Here is an 18,357-nt window from a genome sequence, read left to right on the forward strand (position 1 = left end):
TCAAGTACCACACCTAGTCACCAGCTTTCTTCAGTAGATTCTCGCGTGGGTTGCCCTGGGGTGCCGCCGCTAAAAAGGCATCAAGTGCCGCCTCTGCCTCAGGGGTAAGGTGGGTGGGCAGTTGCACCTCGGGGATAACCAGCATATCGCCGGTACCCTTCTTGGTCACAAAGCCACGGCCCTTAGCGCGAAGTTTACGACCGGAGGGTGAACCGGCAGCCAGGCGGAGCTTGACGCTGCCGCCGTCAAGGGTGGGGGCCTCAATAACTCCGCCCTTGAGGGCTTCTTCCAGGGTGACGGGCACGCGGACGAGCAGGTTATCACCTTCGCGGTCAAAGACAGGGTTGGAGTCCACACGGACGGTCACAATCAAATCCCCTGCGCCACCGGCACCGGGGTGCCCCTTACCTCGTGCCCGGATTTTCTGGCCGTCCTTCACGCCGCGTGGCAGGCGAACCTGGGTCTGGGAGCCACCGGGGCGGAAGACCGAAACCTCCGCACCGTCGTAGGCCTGTTTGAGGCTGATGCGGACGCTGGTGGTCGCGTCCTCGCCCTTGGGCGCAGGGGCAGAGAAGCCGCCGCCGGGGAAGCCGCTCCCACCAGGGAAGCCGCCAGCTGAGCGTCCGGCTCCGCCAAAGCTGGTGCCGCCACTGAACATGCCGCCGAGCAGGTCTTCGAGGTTGATGCCAGCACCGTCGCCGCCACTGGTGGTGTAGGTGAAACTACCGCCGCCGGGGAAGCCACCTGCACTGCCAGGAAAACCTCCGTTCCCGGCAAAGCCTGCGACCCCGTACTTGCGAATCTGGTCGTACTCTTCCTTCTGCTTGGGATCTGAGAGTACGTCGTAGGCCTCAGAGACTTCTTTGAACTTCTTCTCGGCGGCCGTATCACCGGGGTTCTGGTCGGGGTGGTACTTGCGGGCCAGCTTACGGTAAGCCTTCTTGATGTCTGCCTCGGAGGCATCCTCGGCTACGCCCAGTACCTTATAAAAATCTTGATGGAGCCAGTTTTCGCTCGCCATGTGCCTCTCCTTCCGAGGTAGATCGTGTGTCTTTTAGGGGGTGGGATAGAAGGGGCGGGCACCCAACCTGAGGCATCAGGTCAGGCACCCGCCCGCGTCCTTATTCTGCGACCGCTACAGCAACCTGGGCGGTACGGACCACGCGGCCCTTAACCCGGTAGCCGTTGCGGAGCACCATGGAGACTGAGTCGGGCTCAACCTCGCTGGTGGGCTGCTGCAGCACAGCCTCGTGAACCTGGGGGTTGAAGGGCTCCCCCACCTCACCGAACCGCTCCAGCCCCTGCTTGTTCAGGGTCTCTTCGAGCTTATTGGCAATCGCGGCGAAGGGGCCATCTTCAAGGTCGCCGTGTGTGCGGGCGGCATCGATATCGTCGATGACGGGCAACAGAGCTGCTACCAGATCGGCGATAACGAAGTCGCGCAACTGCTCTTTCTCTTTGGCGGTGCGGTTCTTGTAGTTGGTGAACTCGGCCTGAAGACGGAGCAAATCCTCAAGACGCTCAGCGGCCAGGGCCGCATCAGCGCCCTCCCCCTGAGCCTCGGAGGGTTCTGAACCGGCCTGGCCGGTTGCGGCAGATTCAGCACCTGCCGTCTCCGGTTCGGCCACACCTTCGGGCTCGGGGTGGCCTTCAGCGGCTGGTGCCTTGAAGACCTCTTCAAGCGGGTCAGTGCCCTCGGGCTTTTGGCCGGTGGGCTCGGTGCCCGCAGGCTCGTTGGTGTTCTCAGCCATGGCTAGTTCTTCTTCTCATCTTCTTCGTCGATTACTTCTGCGTCAACGACGTCCTCGTCAGCCTTGGGAGCTTCCTCGCCGGAGGCGGCATCAGCCTGAGCCTGAGCGTAGAGGGCCTCACCCAGCTTGGTCTGTGAAGCCTGTAGCTTCTCGAAGGTGGTCTTGACGGCGTCATCGTCTTCGCCCTCCAGGGCAGACTTCAGAGCGTCAACGTCTGCCTGGACCTCGGTCTTGACATCCTCGGGTAGCTTCTCGTCGTTTTCCTTGAGTAGTTTCTCGATGGAGTAGGCGGTGTTCTCAGCGGCGTTGCGGGTCTCGGCGGCCTCGCGGCGGGCCTTATCCTGCTCGGCGTGAGCCTCAGCGTCCTTGACCATGCGGTCGATGTCTTCCTTGGAGAGGGAGGTACCGCCGGTGATGGTCATGGACTGCTCGGTGCCGGTGCCCTTGTCCTTAGCTGAGACGTGAACGATGCCATTGGCGTCGATGTCGAAGGTAACTTCGATCTGGGGGACGCCGCGGGGGGCGGGTGCGATGCCGGTCAGCTCGAAGGTGCCCAGGTTCTTGTTGTCGCGGGTGAACTCGCGCTCGCCCTGGAAGACCTGAATCGACACTGAGGGCTGGTTGTCTTCAGCGGTGGTGAAGGTCTCGGAACGCTTGGTGGGGATCGCTGTGTTGCGCTCGATCAGCTTGGTCATCACGCCGCCCTTGGTCTCGATACCGAGGGAGAGGGGGGTGACGTCGATGAGCAGGACGTCCTTGCGCTCACCCTTCAGCACGCCTGCCTGCAGGGCTGCGCCCATGGCAACGACCTCGTCGGGGTTGACGCCCTTGTTGGGCTCGCGGCCACCGGAGAGTTCCTTGACGACCTCGGTGACGGCGGGCATACGGGTGGAGCCACCGACCAGAACGATGTGGGCGATGTCAGAGACCTTGACGTCCGCTTCAGCAATGACGTCGTTGAAGGGCTTCTTGGTGCACTCAATCAAATCTGAGGTCATGTCCTGGAACTTGGCGCGGGTCAGCTTTTCATCCAGGTGGATGGGGCCCTCGGGGGTGACGGACAGGTACTGCAGGGAGATGTTGGTGGAGGTTGCTGAGGACAGTTCTTTCTTGGCCTGCTCTGCTGCTTCGCGCAGACGCTGCAGGGCAATCTTGTCTTTGGAGAGGTCAGCACCGGTCTTGGATTTGACCTGCTCCAGCAGCCAGTCGACGATGCGCTGGTCCCAGTCGTCGCCGCCCAGACGGTTGTCACCGGAGGTTGCGCGTACCTGGATGGTGGAGAAGCCGTCTTCGTCCTTGCCGACTTCGAGCAGGGAGACGTCGAAGGTGCCGCCGCCGAGGTCGAAGACCAGGATCAGTTCGTCTTCGTTGCCCTTGTCGAGGCCGTAGGCCAGGGCTGCTGCGGTGGGCTCGTTGACAATGCGCAGGACGTTGAGGCCCGCGATTTCGCCGGCCTCCTTGGTGGCCTGACGCTCGGCGTCGTTGAAGTAGGCGGGTACGGTGATGACGGCGTCGGTGACCTTATCGTTCAGGTAGGCCTCAGCGTCGCCCTTGAGCTTCATGAGGGTACGGGCTGAGATTTCCTGGGCAGTGTACTTCTTGCCGTCAATATCAGCGGTCCAACCGGTGCCCATGTGGCGTTTGACGGAAGCGATGGTGCGGTCAACGTTGGTGACTGCCTGACGCTTGGCGACGTCACCAACCAGAACTTCGCCGTCTTTTGAAAATGCGACGACGGAGGGGGTGGTGCGGGCACCTTCTGCGTTGGCGATGACGACGGGCTCTCCGCCTTCCAGCACCGCTACAACTGAGTTGGTAGTACCGAGGTCAATACCTACTGCACGTGACATGTTTTCTCCTTGGGTTGGGTTATGTGAAATCTTCAAGCGAGCCGCCTCCGAGAACTTGAGTCCCTCAGACTCAACTCGCTTGTCTCGATATCTAGTTTGCTCTGCTTTTGAAGAATTGTCAACAGACTTGAGTCAATAAAGCTCAACTTTTTTGCTTCACCTCTAAAGCTACCGGTCATTGCACCAGTGCGCACTACCTGTTGCGCTTCAAACTAAACGGGGTTGGGGGCAGCGCCTCAGCACTGCCCCCAACCCCGTTTGGCCTATGACTCGGCGTATTCCTTACACCTGAGCCGGTTGGGTCTTTGCCCCCAGTAGCCGCTCATGGTTGATATCAAGAATGGCATCTTGAGTAATTTCGTAGGTGCGGCCGGCGGCGATATCAAAGAAGAGCCCGGTGACGTTAACGCGGCCGTCAGCCAATCTCTCTGCCACACTGGGGTGCTTACGTAGGCGCTGCACCTGGATAGCCACGTTAAGAATGGACAGCTGGTCAGCTTCGGTGTAGCCAGCTTTTTTAGCCAGTGCCACGAGGGGGTGGCCCTGCCTATACGCCTGCAAGGTTTCCTCACCGCAGGTCAGCCACCGGTCCACTTCATCAGGCTGCGGAACGCCCGTCAGCAGGGCGCTGATGGCTCCGCAGGAGGAATGCCCGCAGAGAACAAGAGCAGGAATTTCCAGTGACTCCACCCCAAAAGTGATGGCCGCGTTGACCGACGTATCTGATACTGCTCCGCCTTCGCCGCTCACAGGTGCGGCCACAGTCTGCGACGGGGGCAACATATTACCCACATTACGTATGGTCAGCAGGTCTCCCGGGCCCGAACTGGTAATCATATTGGGAACGACACGGGAATCCACACAGGTGATGAACATGGCAGCGGGTTTCTGGCTTAGAGTGAGCGGGGCTAAATGTTCCCGAACACTACCAGAATGCTTGCGGTGGAACTGTTCAATGCCGGCGAAGATGGGCAGTAGGTGCTTCAGATGACTGTTCTCCTGGGTAATCTCCGGTAGCTCCTGCGACTGGCGGTTCCAGGGGGCATGGTTGCCTTTGAAGAAGGTCTGTAGGTCACTTCTGCGGGGCGGGGTCTGATCCAGGTTATCGAATAGGTTGTTTTCGCGCTGTTCGATAGCGACGCTGTTACCTAGGGCTTCGTGGCGGGCCCGCCAGTCAGAGAAGGCCTGGTAGGCATGGCGGTCTAGATAGTCCACCTCAAACTCCACCACCACGTCAGCGTTATCGGGTATAGACTGCAGAACCTTGACCAGCCTGGGGGTGGAGAGGAAGGAGCAGCTACCTTCGATGATGAGTCGCCAGCGTTTGCTGGAGATTTGTTCTGCGTGCACACTGGCTTTGACTACACGCCAGAGCAGAATCAGGATGGAGAGGACAATTCCGATGCCTACGCCTTCAAGCAGGTTGAGGCCGACAACGGCGAGGACGGTCACCACGTAGACCAGCAGGTCTCCGGTACGGCGGGCAATTCTGATGTCGGCCCAGCGAATGAGCTTACCGCCCGTGTAGATTAGCAGGCCTGCCAGGGCGGCCATGGGGATTTGTTCAATGAGGGCTACTCCCACCAGTGAGAAGAGCAGCACCCAGACTCCGTGCAGAATCGCGGAGAGTTTAGAGACAGCCCCGGCAATCACGTTCGTAGAGCTTCGCACAATCACACCTGTGACAGGTAGCCCACCGATGGCACCCGAGGCGGTGTTAGCAATACCCTGGCCGAGCAGTTCTTTGTCAAAGTTGGTTCGCTCTCCCTGGTGGAGCCGATCCACGGCTACGGCGCTGAGAAGGGATTCTACGCTTGCTACGATTCCGATGGTGAGGATGCCGAGGAAGAAGGCTGCCCACTGCCCCTCAGGAAGCTGGGGTAGGGCTACTCCTTCTAGAACAGATTCACCGATGCTGACCCGCACGACATCGGCTTGAGCCAGAGAGGCAACAAGTGTAACGGCGACGATAGCAACCAGCTGGCTGGGTACTTTGCGGACGCTCGCTGGCAGCTTGGTCCAGAGCAGAATGATGCCGATGACCGCAACACCGCACAGGAGGTCAAGGGGGCGAAGGTTGAGGATGTTATCGGGGAGGGCGCTGATGTTCTCCTCGGCTGAAGACTCGGCAGTAGACCCTAGAAGAACCTGCACCTGTTGCAAGATGATGGTGATGCCAATGCCAGCCAGCATGGCGTTCACAACTACCGGTGAGATGGACAGCGCGATCCTAGCAACCCTACTGAGCGAGAGTAGTATCTGCAGGAGCCCCGCCCCAACGGTAATGGCGCACACCACGGGCCAGGGAAATTGGTCAACGAGGGAAGCAACGATAACGGTTAGCCCCGCTGCGGGGCCACTAACCTGTAGTGGGGAACCACCGAAATATCCGGCTAAAATACCGCCCACTACTGCCGCAAAGAGACCTGCCGCAACGGGAGCACCCGATGCGGCCGCTATTCCTAGGGACAGCGGTACGGCAACCAGGAAAACAACAATAGATGCTGGAACATCAGCCCGGAGCCTGGTACTCAAAGAGGGCTTGCTAGATGGGATCGAAATAGAAGAAGTCATAATAAACTGCCTACTCTGAGCTCTGGCTCTTGATTGGGGAATATGTGTCAAGGGTCGGGCCGGCACATTCTCCACTGTGCGTGGTTTATTGTGCCAGTACGATAGTCAATAAAATGGCTTCCAGCGATTAGTTAATCATGATTACTGGCTGATGACAAGGCCCTTTGAAGAACTGTTTACTGTGAACTTCATTAACAGTGATGCGTATTGAAGCGACCTCTGCCCAAACAAAATGAACGAAATAATCTACACCAGAGAAGCAGGGAACATTCAAAAATTCAAACACAATTCATATAGGTGATAAACAATACACAGGGCCCCTTCTCGGTGTGCCGAGAAGGGGCCCTAGTTCAGTAAGTTTACTTTATTCAGTTTTTAAGAAGTGGGGACCTCTTCACCCTTGAGTTGATCCATCGCAGCATCTTTAACTTTCTGATCAACCTTCTCGGCGTACACAAGCCAGTTCTCGCCATAAACGCCCCAGCCGGTAGAATCAATCGACAGGTCAGTATCTTGCAGGTTACCCACGTGATCAGCAACAGAACCCTCACCTGTGTGCACAGCCAAAAGCACCTGATCGGCAATTTCAGGGTCAGAGTCTACTGCCCCCTCAAGAGAAGTGGTGTCGAAGGTGGCACACAGCAACATAGAGACCTGCGCAGGGTCTACAGAAAGCTGCTCAGCAACGTCCTGCTTAAGGGAATCCATCTCACCGGCGAGGATGGTTTCATCTGCATTAAAACACTTGTTGACGTTGGAATCAGCGGTTATATCGCTCACCTTCTGGTTGAACTCATCCGCGCTATCAATGCGGCTTGAACCGCCAAAAATACCGGAAAAGAAGAGAACCGCCACAATAATCACGGCAATCGCCAGGGCAAGTAGGCCGCCGATGAGCAGACCCATATTTTTCTTTGAGCCCTCGCCCTGAGGTACGGGCTGGCCAGGTAGGCCACCGGGAATAGGCTGCTGGCCCGGATCCTGCTGGGAGAGAGGGGGAACCTGAGCAGACTGGTTAAAGTTTGACTGGTTGGGCTGCTGGGGATTGGGGATTTCAGACATGAGAAAAAACTCCATCGAACCTGAGTATTGGATGTGTGTTCTTTATCAGAGTACATGCAGTGGGCTGGGGGCACCTTGTTTTGGGCGGGCGAGTCGCAAAAGCCCCGCAGGTGTGTGGCCTGCGGGGCTTCTGTCATCTCGAAAGAACTCAAGAAACTGAGTGTCTGGTTCATTCTCTCCACGCTACGCCGCCGTGAAGGTTCACTGCTGTATGAACCAGGCTACGATAGCTTATGCGAGAAACCATCAAGTGTGTGTACCTGTAAGACTATACACAGCTTGACGCTCTTTTTCTCCCTCAGAGCGAACAATGACCCAAGTTTTCATCAGACTCCTCACCGCCCCCGTATTCTCCTGAGGAAAGAGTGAGAACATGGTTAACATGTATCGAATCATGACTGTGTGCACAGGAAATATCTGCCGCTCCCCCATGGGTGAGTACCTCATCAAGAAGGCCGCAGCTGAAGCCGGGCTAGAACTCGACGTCGCTTCCTCGGGTATCTCCAACGAAGAGCAGGGCAACCCTATTGACCACCGCGCTCAAAAAGTGCTGGCAGAGCTGAATATTGACGCCGGTTCTCACCGTGCCCAACAGTTCACCCGAACAGATTTTGACCGTTATGATCTGCTCCTGGCCATGGACACTAACCACTACCGCCGTCTCAAGCAGCTGGCCCCCTCAGAGCAGGCCGCAGCAAAGGTTCGACTCATGCGTGAGTTCGACCCGGCTACTGCCAGCTGGCCCCTTGAGCAACTGGGTATCTACGACCCCTGGTACGGAACCCTAGATGATTTCTACGAAACTTTCGGCATGATTCAGCGCGCTGTACCGGGCGTAATCCGGCACGCGCAGCACCACTAATCTGCGGTGCCGTCCGTGTCTGCCACGGGCGCACCGGCATCGAGCCCGAGCCGGGCACGCTCGTCCGCGATAATCTGCGTAGCCATTGCGGAATCGGAGATGTCAACGGCCTCAGCAGCTGACTCCTTAGAAGCTGATAGCCGGGCGTACTCGTCAAAGAGCTGGGACTTGACGCCCAGTAGCTCAACCATACGCTCATCAACGGTGTCTGCACCCAGCAGACGGAAGACATCAACAGCGTGGGTTTGGCCCATGCGGTGAGCGCGGGCAATGGCCTGGGCCTCGATAGTGGGCTTGAACTGGGGCTCAGCCAGCACAACCACCGAGGCAGACTGAATGTTGAGCCCTGCACCAGCAGCCGTAATCTGAGCCAGCAGAACGGAGCCGGGAGCCGCGTCCTTGAGCCTATCGACGGCAGCCTGACGCTCAGTGGGAGGCATAGCGCCAGAAATAGTACCAACAGAGCGCTCCCCCAGGGCCGCCTCAAGCCGGGCGAGGACGGAGAGGAAGAAGGAGAAAACGAGAACCTTACGGCCAGCGTCAGCGGCATCAGAGACGATTTCGAGCAGGCGGGTCAGTTTGGCGGACTCCTCGGCAGCCCAGGCAGAGCGGCGCATGAGAGCAAAGTTGCCTTCGGCTACGGCGGCGCGGTAGGCCTCGTCGTCGCCTGGCGTGAGTTCCAACCAGTCACGGTGCTCGGTCATATCGGGCAGTTCGGAGAGCACATCCTTTTGGTTGCGGCGCAGGTAGACGGGCGCAATGAGACTACGAAATTCGCTGGCTAGGAGGTGATCGACGCCGCCACCAGCAACCAGGTCGGGTTGCAAGTAATCAACCAACGTGACAAACTCTGAGACCCGGTTCTCCATGGGGGTTCCCGAAAGTAGCACGGCATACTCGGCAGAGCGCACCAGGTCAGCGACCTTAGCGGAACGCTGCGCTGACCTGTTTTTGACCAGGTGCGCCTCGTCAGCGACCACTGCATCGGCCCTCCAGGTACTGTCTGAGTACAGGCGGGCCCCATCATAGGTGGTGATGAGCAGGCCCCCCTCAGCCTTCCAGGCGGCAAGGGCAGAATCACGCCTGTCACCGTGGGCCAGGTGGGTTCTAAGCTGCGTGAATTTCTCGGTTTCGCGCTGCCAGTTGATGACCAACGACGCCGGGCATACCACGATGAAGTGGGTTTTCCCCTTGTTAGCCAGATGGGTGAGAGCCGCTAGGGTCTGCATAGTTTTACCCAGGCCCATCTCATCACCCAGAATCACCTTTTTCTGGGCCAGCATGAATTTGGCACCGTAGTTCTGGTAGCCGCGCAGGGTAGCGGCTAAACCGGTGAGGTTGAGCGGGAACTTGCGGATGCGCTCTACGGTTTCAGCCGGTAGATAGTCATCGCCAATCGCCTCATTGCCCAGGTAGTGGGCGAGCAGGGCCTGGTGGCTGGCAGGGTCGGCCAGGTAGCCTGCCCAGGCGGCGTCGGGGGTGAGCCAGGTGGCCGGTGGAACGGTCAGCCCAGTACGGGAGCGGCACCAGGTGAGGTCGGCCTGTAGCTGCTCCAGGTCGGTTTCATCATCCCCCAAAGCCACGTAGAAGGGGCCGGACGCCGGGAGCGGCTGAGTCAGCAGGGGCGCGTAGGAGCTCAGGCGGGCCAATAGGTCGGTATCGCCCACGGCGGCGTCGATAGCGTGCAGTCGATCCAGGCCAATCAGGATACGTTCGGCGGCCGGAGTGCGGGTTTCGCCCAGGGTTTCCTTCTCTGCGGCAGCGGCCTCATCCAGCAGGCGGGTGGCAGCCGCGTACATCTGGCTGGCGGTAGTCTCACCCACACCCGGCACCCGGGTGAGAGCAGAGGCAGAGCCCTGCGCGAGCACGTCCGCAACCGTGTTAATACCGGCAGCAGTCAGGGGCGCGGTTCGCACGGTGCCGCTAGTCAGCTCACGCAATTTATCGACCGGCAGCTCAGCTAAGGTGAGGGTAGCCCGCTCAGCCTTGAGGGCCTGCATGTCAGCCCCCATACCGTTCATCAGCTGAGAACGCTCAGGAGTGTTAAGGGAGCTCCACACTGCCTGGAAGGCCTGCACATCGGAGGACGCAACCTCAACCCAGCGGGGTGCCTCCCACCGCTCCCCCGCGAAGCGCGCCAGGTGCCGGGCGGCAACGTCCTTGACCCCCAGAATATCTGAGGCAAAAACCTGCTCCGGGCTCATGCCCAGGTAGCTAGCCTGCTCTTCGAGCAGGGGGCGTAGGCGCTCTATGAGGGGGGCCGTCTCGGTCACGTGCGAGGTCAGGTCAAAGGTAGCCGCCTCAGCAGCCTTACGTTTGCCGCCGAAGAATCTGCCCAGCAGGCCACCGCTCCCCGCCGCGATGGTGTCGAGAAGCTGGGGAACCGGGGCGTCGGCAGCAGCGAGAGCCCTCAGGTCATCGATAGTTGCCGGGGGCTGGGCCCGCCAGAAAGCCTGGGTCAGCCAGGCAGGCAGGTTACTGACACTGGCTGGAGCCAGCGGGGCGAACCGGTAGAGGGAACCGGCATACCCGTCCGGGAGCTGAAAAGTGAGGGTATTAGGCTGTGCGAGTGCCGCCAGCGCGGCGCGGGCTTGGACTGCTGTAGCCATGAGGTTTTGGGCGGCTGTGAAATCGTTCATGCGTCCCTTCAGTTTGGTGCAATGCTTAGAGCCATTATCGCTTAGTTGCCCCTAACCTTACTCTGTTTCTGTCATAAGGGACCACTTTATATTGACACCAGCCCAGCAAAATGCAAGCCTTTTGAGAACTAACTTCATCTGGTGGGCCTCGTCAGAATTGGTTGATGATTTTCTCCCTCCTAGAAAAAGGCTGGCCTAACGCCTCTGGCCTAGCCGACAGGATGGCTCCTAGTCTTGGGGTAACAGCTTTAGTTACTCTTGATAAGGAGTTTAGTTATGACTGAGAACTGGCTAGGTTTGGAGGGCCGTGTAGTTGCGGTAACCGGTGGTGCTTCCGGTATCGGTGCTGTGATTGTAGGAGGTCTGCGTGAAGCCGGTGCCCGTGTTGCGGTGCTAGATATCAACGTGGAGACCGGAGAGGACGCCGCGACCGGCATCTTCAATGCCACCACCGACGTGACAAATGCGCAGAGCGTCCGTGCAGCGGTAGCTTCTGTGATTGATCATTTTGGAACTTTGGATGGGCTAGTGAATAATGCTGGTATCAACCTGCCCCGTTTGCTGGTTGATTTCCAGGGTAAGCACCCAGAATATGAACTTGATGAGCGATCCTTCGATGCAATGTTCAACATCAATGTAAAGGGTGTTTTCAACTGTGCTCAGGCTGCTGCCCGCCATTTCGAATCAGTAGGTGGCGGTGTCATTATCAACATTACGTCCGAGGCCGGTATTGAAGGATCTGATGGCCAGTCTGCTTATTCTGCGACGAAGGGCGCAGTCAATTCCTTCACCCGGTCCTGGGGCAAAGAGCTCGGTAAGAAGAACATCCGTGTAGTAGGTGTTGCTCCGGGTATTAACGAGCCTACCGGCCTGACCACTCCCGCCTACAATGAGGCACTGGCATATACTCGCAATACAACTGTTGAAGGTTTGAATACTGATTATTCAAAGGTTATTCCGTTGGGTCGTCCCGGCAAGCTTAACGAGCTTGCGAATACCGTAGTTTACCTACTATCAGACCGCGCCTCCTACATCACTGGTACCACTTATGCTGTGACCGGTGGCAAGTCCCGCGGTTAGAAATTCTTAGGTTCGGTTTACGTGATGATGGCTTCTATGAATCGTACTCTTCGGATTCTGCGTGCCTTAGAGCTACGTCTGGTTTTTGATGCCCAAGCACTGGCTGATGAGCTGGGTGTCTCTGCAAAGACTATTGCTAAGGAAATCGCCGATCTTAACGGTGCATTTGTAGACGCTGCCTTTATTTCGCTTTCTAAGGGAGTCTACCGGCTAGCAATTTATGACCGAGAGCGTTACCTCCTGGTTAAAAATACTCTGCTTGCTACAGAACGCTCCTTCAATGATGCCAGTGCGCGTCAAGGTTATATCTTTCAAAGGTTGGCAGAACTCGAACGTCCTATAGTAGCTGACATACTTGCTGCTGAAATGAACGTGTCACGATCCACCGTGAACGCAGATATTGCCAAATTACGCGAGCTATCTGAGGGCTACGGAATAGCTATTGAAGGTAAGCCTAATAGAGGTATTCGGTTGCTGGGTTCTGAACTATCAGTGCGGCTTATGGTGCTGGATCATTTTTATGCTGACTTCTTTGATATTTCGCCAATCCCCAACGCTTTTTATGAGCAGATGGTGGACGTTGCATTATCACACCAACTGGAGATTGCTGCCATTGAGTCTCTGGAACGCTGGTTTACGGTGCTCATTGACCGTGTTTCCCACGGCTTTGCTTTAGAAGCGTTACCATCTCAGTTCGCTGATTTAGCATCTAACCCAGCGCATAGTGTCGCTCGTGAGCTAGTGGGCGTCGCCCAGAAAATGACTCAAGAATCTCTACCTATCTCCGAATCGCTTTTCCTGACGCTCCCTCTTGTTGCGATGCGAGGACCAGACAACGTTCAAGGGTTTGCCCGCTTTGTCTACAGGGAGCGGGCAGAGACTCTCTGCCAAAGGATTCAGGAGCGAATCAGGAAAGAAACTGGGCTTGCGCTATCTTTTGAGAACCTTCACGAGGAATTTCTAGTACATCTCGGGTTCCTGTTGAACCGGGTTCGGTTCTCGGTTCAGCTCACTGAAGATTCCTCCGGGCTACATCCTATTCGTTATCCTCTTGCCTTTCAGCTAGCGCGCCTGGCTGCGGACGTTGTCGAAGAGGTTGCCGAAGACATAGTAGTACCAGCAGAGGTCGCATTGCTTGCAGCTTATTTCCAGGTTTCCTTGGATGCTTTCTATTCTCAGGTTCGTCAACAACTGCGTATCGCTGTTATCTACCGGCACGGAAAAATTGATGGCCACCTCTTACGAGGGCAGGTGGAGGCGGCGCTTCCCGGAGTTGGCTCTGTCACCGCCATCCATCAGGATGCCTTAGCAACCATCAATCAACAAGACTATGACCTGGCAATCGCTCACCCCGGCATGAACCAGAAAACTGCGCTCCCTCTTATTGAGGTCGCAGACCAGGTGGACCCTCAGGAACTTCGTAAGGCAATCGATACTCTCTGCATCCAGCGAAGCGGCGGATCGAAAGGAGCTTTCGCTGAGGGGTCCTGGCTGGCAAGTCTTCTTACCTCTAACCTGTTCTTCCTACTAGAAAGCAACACCTACTCTGAGCAGCTTGAAGAGCTCCTAGGGCTACTTCATAAGGCCGGTGTCACTGGCGAGAACTTTGCTAAGGAAATGCTTGCCCGCGAACAGCAGGCAACAATGAAGCTTAGTGACCAGCTGTCCTTTCCTCATATAGGAATCGACGGATCCTATATCGTGCTTGCGCTGGGAGTCCAACCAGAAACCCGCCATCTAATAATCCTTGCAGGACTTCCCCACGCTGACAGGGAGGATAATTCTGCAGCCCTAGTAGGGCTTTACCAGGAAGTCATAGCTCTGAGCCACGACACCGACTCGATAAACACCATCACCAGCTTCACAGCTGCCCATCAATTCCGTGCCTTTATGTCGACCCGAACTACAAACCGCTAATACCACCCACCACTAGGAGAAAAATGAATGTTCTAGCCATCATCCTTTTCCTCGGCGCCTTCTATGCCGTCAATATGGTCCTCTCCTTTAGGCAATCCAAGGACCTCGCAGACTCCTATGTGGCGCTCCGCAAACAAGGCAGAGTCGTCATGGGCAAATATAAAAGACTACTTAATTCCGGGGCGATTGTTCTCTTTGCTATCAACGACGACAACACCATTATTGATGCCAAAATTCTGGCTGGCTATACCGTATTCAGCCGTTTCAAAAATCATCCAGAAATCATTGGGCTGGATATGAATCTAGTAGGGCTAGAAAATTGGTCGGCTTATCCCAAACATATCCGAAAAGCTATCGAAAACGCCTCCGCAAATTACCATCGCTTTATCGCAGGCCAAGAAATTATTGAACCAGATAGTCCCCTCATCAGGTTGGGCAAACAGCTCACCTCAGCTAAGAAGAAATAAGGAGACCTACCATGGATATCCTCGTCAATGCAGCCGAATGGTTTATCGGACTATTCCAGGCAGGTGCAGAAACCTTTATAGATTGGATGACTTCCATCGTCCCCCTTGTCCTCATGCTACTTATCGCGATGAACTCCCTCATCGGTATCATCGGTGAACATCGCATCAATGGGTTTGCTCAAAAAGCTAGTAAGAACGTATTCCTTCGGTATATGATTCTTCCTTTCGTTGGGGCCTTTATGTTGGGAAACCCCATGGTTCATTCTCTAGGCCGCTTCATGCCAGAACGCTACAAGCCAGGCTACTTTGCCTCTGCCGCCCAGTTCTGCCATACCTCTAACGGTGTATTCCCTCATATCAACCCCGCAGAAATGTTTGTCTGGGCAGGTATCGCTATGGGTATCACCCAACTCGGTCTCAACAGTAGCGAACTTGCAATCCGCTACCTCCTGTTAGGCCTAGTTCTCAACTTCATTGGCGGCTGGATTACTGATCTCTGCGTCAAGTATGTCAGCAAGCAACAGGGTATTGAACTCAGCGATAAAGTTAAGATGGAGCACTAAACCATGAGCGAATACAAGGCAATCACTATTACCCGAGGCGGCTCAGGATTCGGTGGACCGCTCACTATCAAACCCACGGCTGAACGCAACAAGGTTGTCTACATCGTAGGCGGGGGAATGAAGCCTGATGTCGTAGACCGCATCGTAGAACTTACCGGCGCTGAACCCGTTAACGGTTTCAAGACCACCGTGTCCGATGAAGAAATCTTCGCCGCCGTTATCGACTGCGGTGGAACCCTCCGCTGTGGTCTCTACCCAAAGAAGGGCATCCCCACCATTAACGTGATGCCCACCGGTAAGTCAGGTCCCCTCGCGGCCTTCATCACCGAAGACATCTACGTTTCAGCGGTTACTCCCGAAAATATTGTTCCCGCAGACGCAGAGTTTACCCCTGCGGTGGCAGGTGCGGGTGCCAGCTCCGCTACTTCCGGTTCTCAGGCTGCTCTAGCTGAGGCACCCCACGCTACCGAAAAGTACAGCACCAACAAGAAAATCTCAGAAACAGTCGCTGAGAAGAAGAACAAAACTCTTCTTGAAAAAATCGGTCTTGGTGCTGGTCGCGTTATCAGCATTTTCTACCAGGCTGGTCGAGATGCCATCCAGACCATGATTAACTCGGTTCTCCCTTTTATGGGCTTCGTTGCTATGCTCATCGGCGTTATCAACGCTTCTGGATTCGGCACCATGTTCTCCAATATTCTGGCACCTCTCGCAGGTAACGGGTGGGGACTCATTGGCCTAGGCTTCATCTGTTCTCTACCCTTCCTCTCACCTCTGCTAGGTCCGGGCGGCGTTATCGGTTCTATCATCGGCTCCTTAATCGGTGTAGAAATCGGTAAGGGAAATATCCCGCCCCACCTAGCGCTACCTGCCCTCTTTGCCATCAACACCCAGAATGCCTGCGATTTCATCCCTGTTGGCTTGGGTCTGGCCGAAGCAGAAGCCGAAACCGTGGAAGTCGGAGTCCCCGCTATCCTTTACTCCCGATTCCTCAACGGCGCGCCACGCGTAGCAATCGCCTGGCTCGCCAGCCTTGGCCTCTACGCAACAGAATAACAATCCCCTCAACCCCATCCAAGGAAACAACTATGAACATCTACTCAACAACCGTTGTCACCGTAGGGCCCGATGCAGAAATGTTCCGTGAACAGGACATGATTATTCTCTTCGGTTCAGAAGCACCCGATAATCTCAAGGATTTCTGCTACATTATTGAACGCACCGACGTAGCTGGCGACATCATCCCAGGGCAACAGGTTGTCATCGGCGGCAACCGCTACCCCATCACCGCCGTGGGCGAAGTAGCCCAGAAGAACCTTGGAGCCCTCGGGCATATCTCCCTGGTTTTCAATGGTTCAACCAAGGCAGAGATGGGCGGCACCATTTACGTAGACCTAGCAGGCCAGCCTTTTCCTTTGCTGAAGGCAAACGACACTGTAGCCATCGAAGCATAATTATGTACTAAATTATAGGCCAGGCTGTATCTCCTGTGAGATACAGCCTGGCCTACTATAAAGGCTTGAGTTTGATTACAGTTTCCCTATGGTTTTAGTTCAATGTTTAGACCTTATAAGTAACTCCGCTGCCGCTAGCCCCAGGTGAAAGCTTGATGAGAGAAGAGGATAAGGAACCCCGTGCCATTGGTGAATTCTGTGGCCCAGTTAGTTGCCCTGGTTAGGGAGGCAAAAGCCGCCTTGCAGGAGCCCCGGCCCCTGCTGCTTGCCCTTGATGGGCGTAGCGGGTCGGGCAAGACATGCCTGGCAGCTAGTCTGGTGAGTAAGCTAGCAGTAGCTGAGATCCCTGCGCAGGTGTTTCATCTCGAAGATCTCTACCAGGGCTGGAGCGGTCTGGCGCAGGCAGCCCGCACCTGGCAGCAGCTGGCTGAGGCGGTCATGTCAGGACGCGCCAGCTCCCCCGGCACTGCCCCGCACTGGAATGGCTGGGATTGGGCCAGGTCTGAGCCTACCGGCCCCCATACCTTTACCCTGCCCGATCAGCTGAGCTCGGGCGTCCTGATTGCCGAGGGGGTAGGGGCGCTGACCGGCGCCCACGATCTAGGTGTCTTCGTGGAGGTACCCACCGACCTACGCAAGGCACGGGCCCTGGCCCGCGACGGGGAGACCTACCGCCCCTACTGGGACATGTGGGCGAAACAAGAAGCTGACCTGCTGGCAGCCTACGCGAGCGCCTATGCGGGTGCGGGCGTCCGCTATGTTCAGCAGTAGATTGTATTTTTCACTTCTACAAGGCCACATGAGTTTCCCTGTCGCCTCAGAAAGAGGCGGGCGTAGAATACAAGGGGCTTGCCAGCCACCTCATCACAACCACTGAGCCGCAGAGACGAGATACATGCACACCACCGAGTCACCCGCACCCCAGACCGGGCCCGGCCTGCCCCTGATTGCCATTTTCGCTCTTGCCTCTCTGACCGCTGTGGGGCCCCTGGCCATCGACATGTACCTGGCGGCCCTGCCCGCAATTGCGTCCGATTTAGGCACCGCTACCCCAACCGTCCAGCTAACCCTCACTGCCTTTCTGGCAGGCATGGGGGCAGGCCAGTTTGTTGTGGGGCCGCTCTCTGATAAGACGGGGCGTCGCCTACCGCTCCTGATCGGGGCAGCCCTCTGCGCTGTGGCAACCCTGGCCTGTGCCTTTGCCCCCACCATTGAACTGCTGATTGCCGCCCGTTTTGTCATGGGCTTCACCGGGGCTATCGGCCTGGTGCTCTCCCGGGCGGTAATCACCGACTCCACCACCGGCTTACAGACAGCCCGCCTCATGAGCGTCATGATGATGATCAACGGTTTCGCCCCCGTAATCGCCCCGCTTCTGGGCGGGCTGGTGCTCTCCTTTGGTACCTGGCGCGATATTTTCAGGGTGCTCGCGGCTCTGGTTGCCCTCTCTATGCTGCTGGTGGTCCTCTTCATTAAGGAGTCCCTGCCGGTAGAGCGCCGCCGCACCGGCAGTCTCGTCTCGGTCTATACGGGCATGATCGAGGTCGCTCGTAACCGCCGCTACCGGGGGTTCAGCCTGACCCTGGTGCTGGGCTTCGGTGCCCTCTTCAGCTACATTTCCGGCTCCCCCTACCTGCTCCAGAACGTCATGGGACTCTCGGAGGTGCACTTTACCTATGCTTTCGGGTTGAACTCCATGGGTATTGTTCTGGCCTCCTTCCTCAACGCCTCCCTGATTGGCCGCGTCGCCCAGCGTACGGTACTCACCTTTGGGGCTTTTGCTGTCGTGACCATCTCGGCTCTGCTGACCCTGCACTTTGCCCTGGGCCCCAGCCTTATCCCCACCCTGGCCCTGCTCTTTGCCTTTACCACCTCGGTGGGTCTGATGTTTGGCAACGCCTCTGCCCTGGCCATGGGCGAAGCCCGCCACATTGCGGGGTCAGCATCTGCGCTCATGGGCACCGTCCAGTCCCTGATGGGTGGCCTTGCCGCCCCGCTCGTGTCACTGGCGGGGCCGCAGGCCTACATGCCCATGGCCTGCGCCATGCTGGGCTTTGCCGCCCTAGCCTGCATCAGCCTCATTACGACCCCGAAGGCAGAGAGCGACTACGCGACCGACCGGGCCAAGCCCTAGCGCC

Annotated in this window: 15 protein-coding genes; 9 read left to right on the plus strand and 6 right to left on the minus strand. The window is 56.9% G+C overall.

The window, feature by feature from the left end; all coding sequences use genetic code 11:
- Positions 1-13: 13 nt before the first annotated feature.
- From L6966_RS10080 to L6966_RS10100, 5 genes are all read right to left on the minus strand, one after another.
- Complete coding sequence (locus tag L6966_RS10080) at positions 14-1,021, minus strand: DnaJ C-terminal domain-containing protein (protein ID WP_237233319.1); 1,008 nt, start codon at positions 1,019-1,021, stop codon at positions 14-16.
- A gap of 100 nt (positions 1,022-1,121) precedes the next feature.
- Complete coding sequence (locus tag L6966_RS10085; RefSeq protein WP_237233320.1) at positions 1,122-1,751, minus strand: nucleotide exchange factor GrpE; 630 nt, start codon at positions 1,749-1,751, stop codon at positions 1,122-1,124.
- 2 nt (positions 1,752-1,753) lie between these two features.
- Positions 1,754-3,601 carry a molecular chaperone DnaK gene (gene dnaK / locus L6966_RS10090; protein WP_237233321.1) on the minus strand — a complete coding sequence of 616 codons (1,848 nt, stop codon included), beginning with the start codon at positions 3,599-3,601 and terminating at the stop codon, positions 1,754-1,756.
- A 282-nt stretch (positions 3,602-3,883) separates the two neighbouring features.
- Complete coding sequence (locus L6966_RS10095) at positions 3,884-6,175, minus strand: SulP family inorganic anion transporter (protein ID WP_237233322.1); 2,292 nt, start codon at positions 6,173-6,175, stop codon at positions 3,884-3,886.
- A gap of 375 nt (positions 6,176-6,550) precedes the next feature.
- A complete protein-coding gene (locus L6966_RS10100) occupies positions 6,551-7,237 on the minus strand; it encodes a hypothetical protein (protein ID WP_237233323.1) in 687 nt (228 codons plus the stop codon).
- Between the two features lie 373 nt (positions 7,238-7,610).
- Between L6966_RS10100 and L6966_RS10105 the strand changes: the two genes are divergently transcribed.
- Positions 7,611-8,099 (plus strand): low molecular weight protein-tyrosine-phosphatase, encoded by a 489-nt coding sequence (locus tag L6966_RS10105; protein WP_307877388.1) that lies wholly within the window; start codon positions 7,611-7,613, stop codon positions 8,097-8,099.
- Here the strand turns inward: L6966_RS10105 and L6966_RS10110 are convergent.
- Positions 8,096-10,738, minus strand: a complete 2,643-nt coding sequence (locus L6966_RS10110; RefSeq protein WP_237225045.1) for an SNF2-related protein — start codon at positions 10,736-10,738, stop codon at positions 8,096-8,098. The two genes, L6966_RS10105 and L6966_RS10110, sit on opposite strands and share 4 nt — an antisense overlap.
- Positions 10,739-11,014: 276 nt before the next feature.
- On the opposite strand from L6966_RS10110, the gene L6966_RS10115 reads away from it, so the two are divergent.
- The 8 genes from L6966_RS10115 to L6966_RS10150 all read left to right on the plus strand — a co-directional run bounded on the left by L6966_RS10115 (position 11,015) and on the right by L6966_RS10150 (position 18,353).
- Positions 11,015-11,818, plus strand: coding sequence for an SDR family oxidoreductase (locus L6966_RS10115; RefSeq protein ID WP_237225044.1), 804 nt, complete (start codon positions 11,015-11,017; stop codon positions 11,816-11,818).
- A gap of 36 nt (positions 11,819-11,854) precedes the next feature.
- On the plus strand, positions 11,855-13,735 hold the full coding sequence (locus L6966_RS10120) for a BglG family transcription antiterminator (protein ID WP_237225043.1): 1,881 nt from the start codon (positions 11,855-11,857) through the stop codon (positions 13,733-13,735).
- Positions 13,736-13,758: 23 nt separating this feature from the next.
- On the plus strand, positions 13,759-14,202 hold the full coding sequence (locus L6966_RS10125; RefSeq protein ID WP_237225042.1) for a transcriptional regulator GutM: 444 nt from the start codon (positions 13,759-13,761) through the stop codon (positions 14,200-14,202).
- An 11-nt stretch (positions 14,203-14,213) separates the two neighbouring features.
- A complete protein-coding gene (gene srlA / locus L6966_RS10130) occupies positions 14,214-14,765 on the plus strand; it encodes a PTS glucitol/sorbitol transporter subunit IIC (protein WP_237225041.1) in 552 nt (183 codons plus the stop codon).
- 3 nt (positions 14,766-14,768) lie between these two features.
- Positions 14,769-15,821 carry a PTS glucitol/sorbitol transporter subunit IIB gene (gene srlE / locus L6966_RS10135; RefSeq protein WP_237225040.1) on the plus strand — a complete coding sequence of 351 codons (1,053 nt, stop codon included), beginning with the start codon at positions 14,769-14,771 and terminating at the stop codon, positions 15,819-15,821.
- Between the two features lie 32 nt (positions 15,822-15,853).
- On the plus strand, positions 15,854-16,219 hold the full coding sequence (locus tag L6966_RS10140) for a PTS glucitol/sorbitol transporter subunit IIA (RefSeq protein ID WP_237225039.1): 366 nt from the start codon (positions 15,854-15,856) through the stop codon (positions 16,217-16,219).
- Between the two features lie 180 nt (positions 16,220-16,399).
- The gene (locus L6966_RS10145; protein WP_237225038.1) at positions 16,400-16,990 is read left to right on the plus strand and encodes a nucleoside/nucleotide kinase family protein; all 591 of its coding nucleotides are present in this window, start codon (positions 16,400-16,402) and stop codon (positions 16,988-16,990) included.
- Between the two features lie 124 nt (positions 16,991-17,114).
- Complete coding sequence (locus L6966_RS10150; RefSeq protein WP_237225037.1) at positions 17,115-18,353, plus strand: multidrug effflux MFS transporter; 1,239 nt, start codon at positions 17,115-17,117, stop codon at positions 18,351-18,353.
- Positions 18,354-18,357: the final 4 nt, after the last annotated feature.

It is taken from the genome of Rothia nasisuis (genome assembly GCF_928381405.1).
Lineage (GTDB): Bacteria > Actinomycetota > Actinomycetes > Actinomycetales > Micrococcaceae > Rothia > Rothia nasisuis.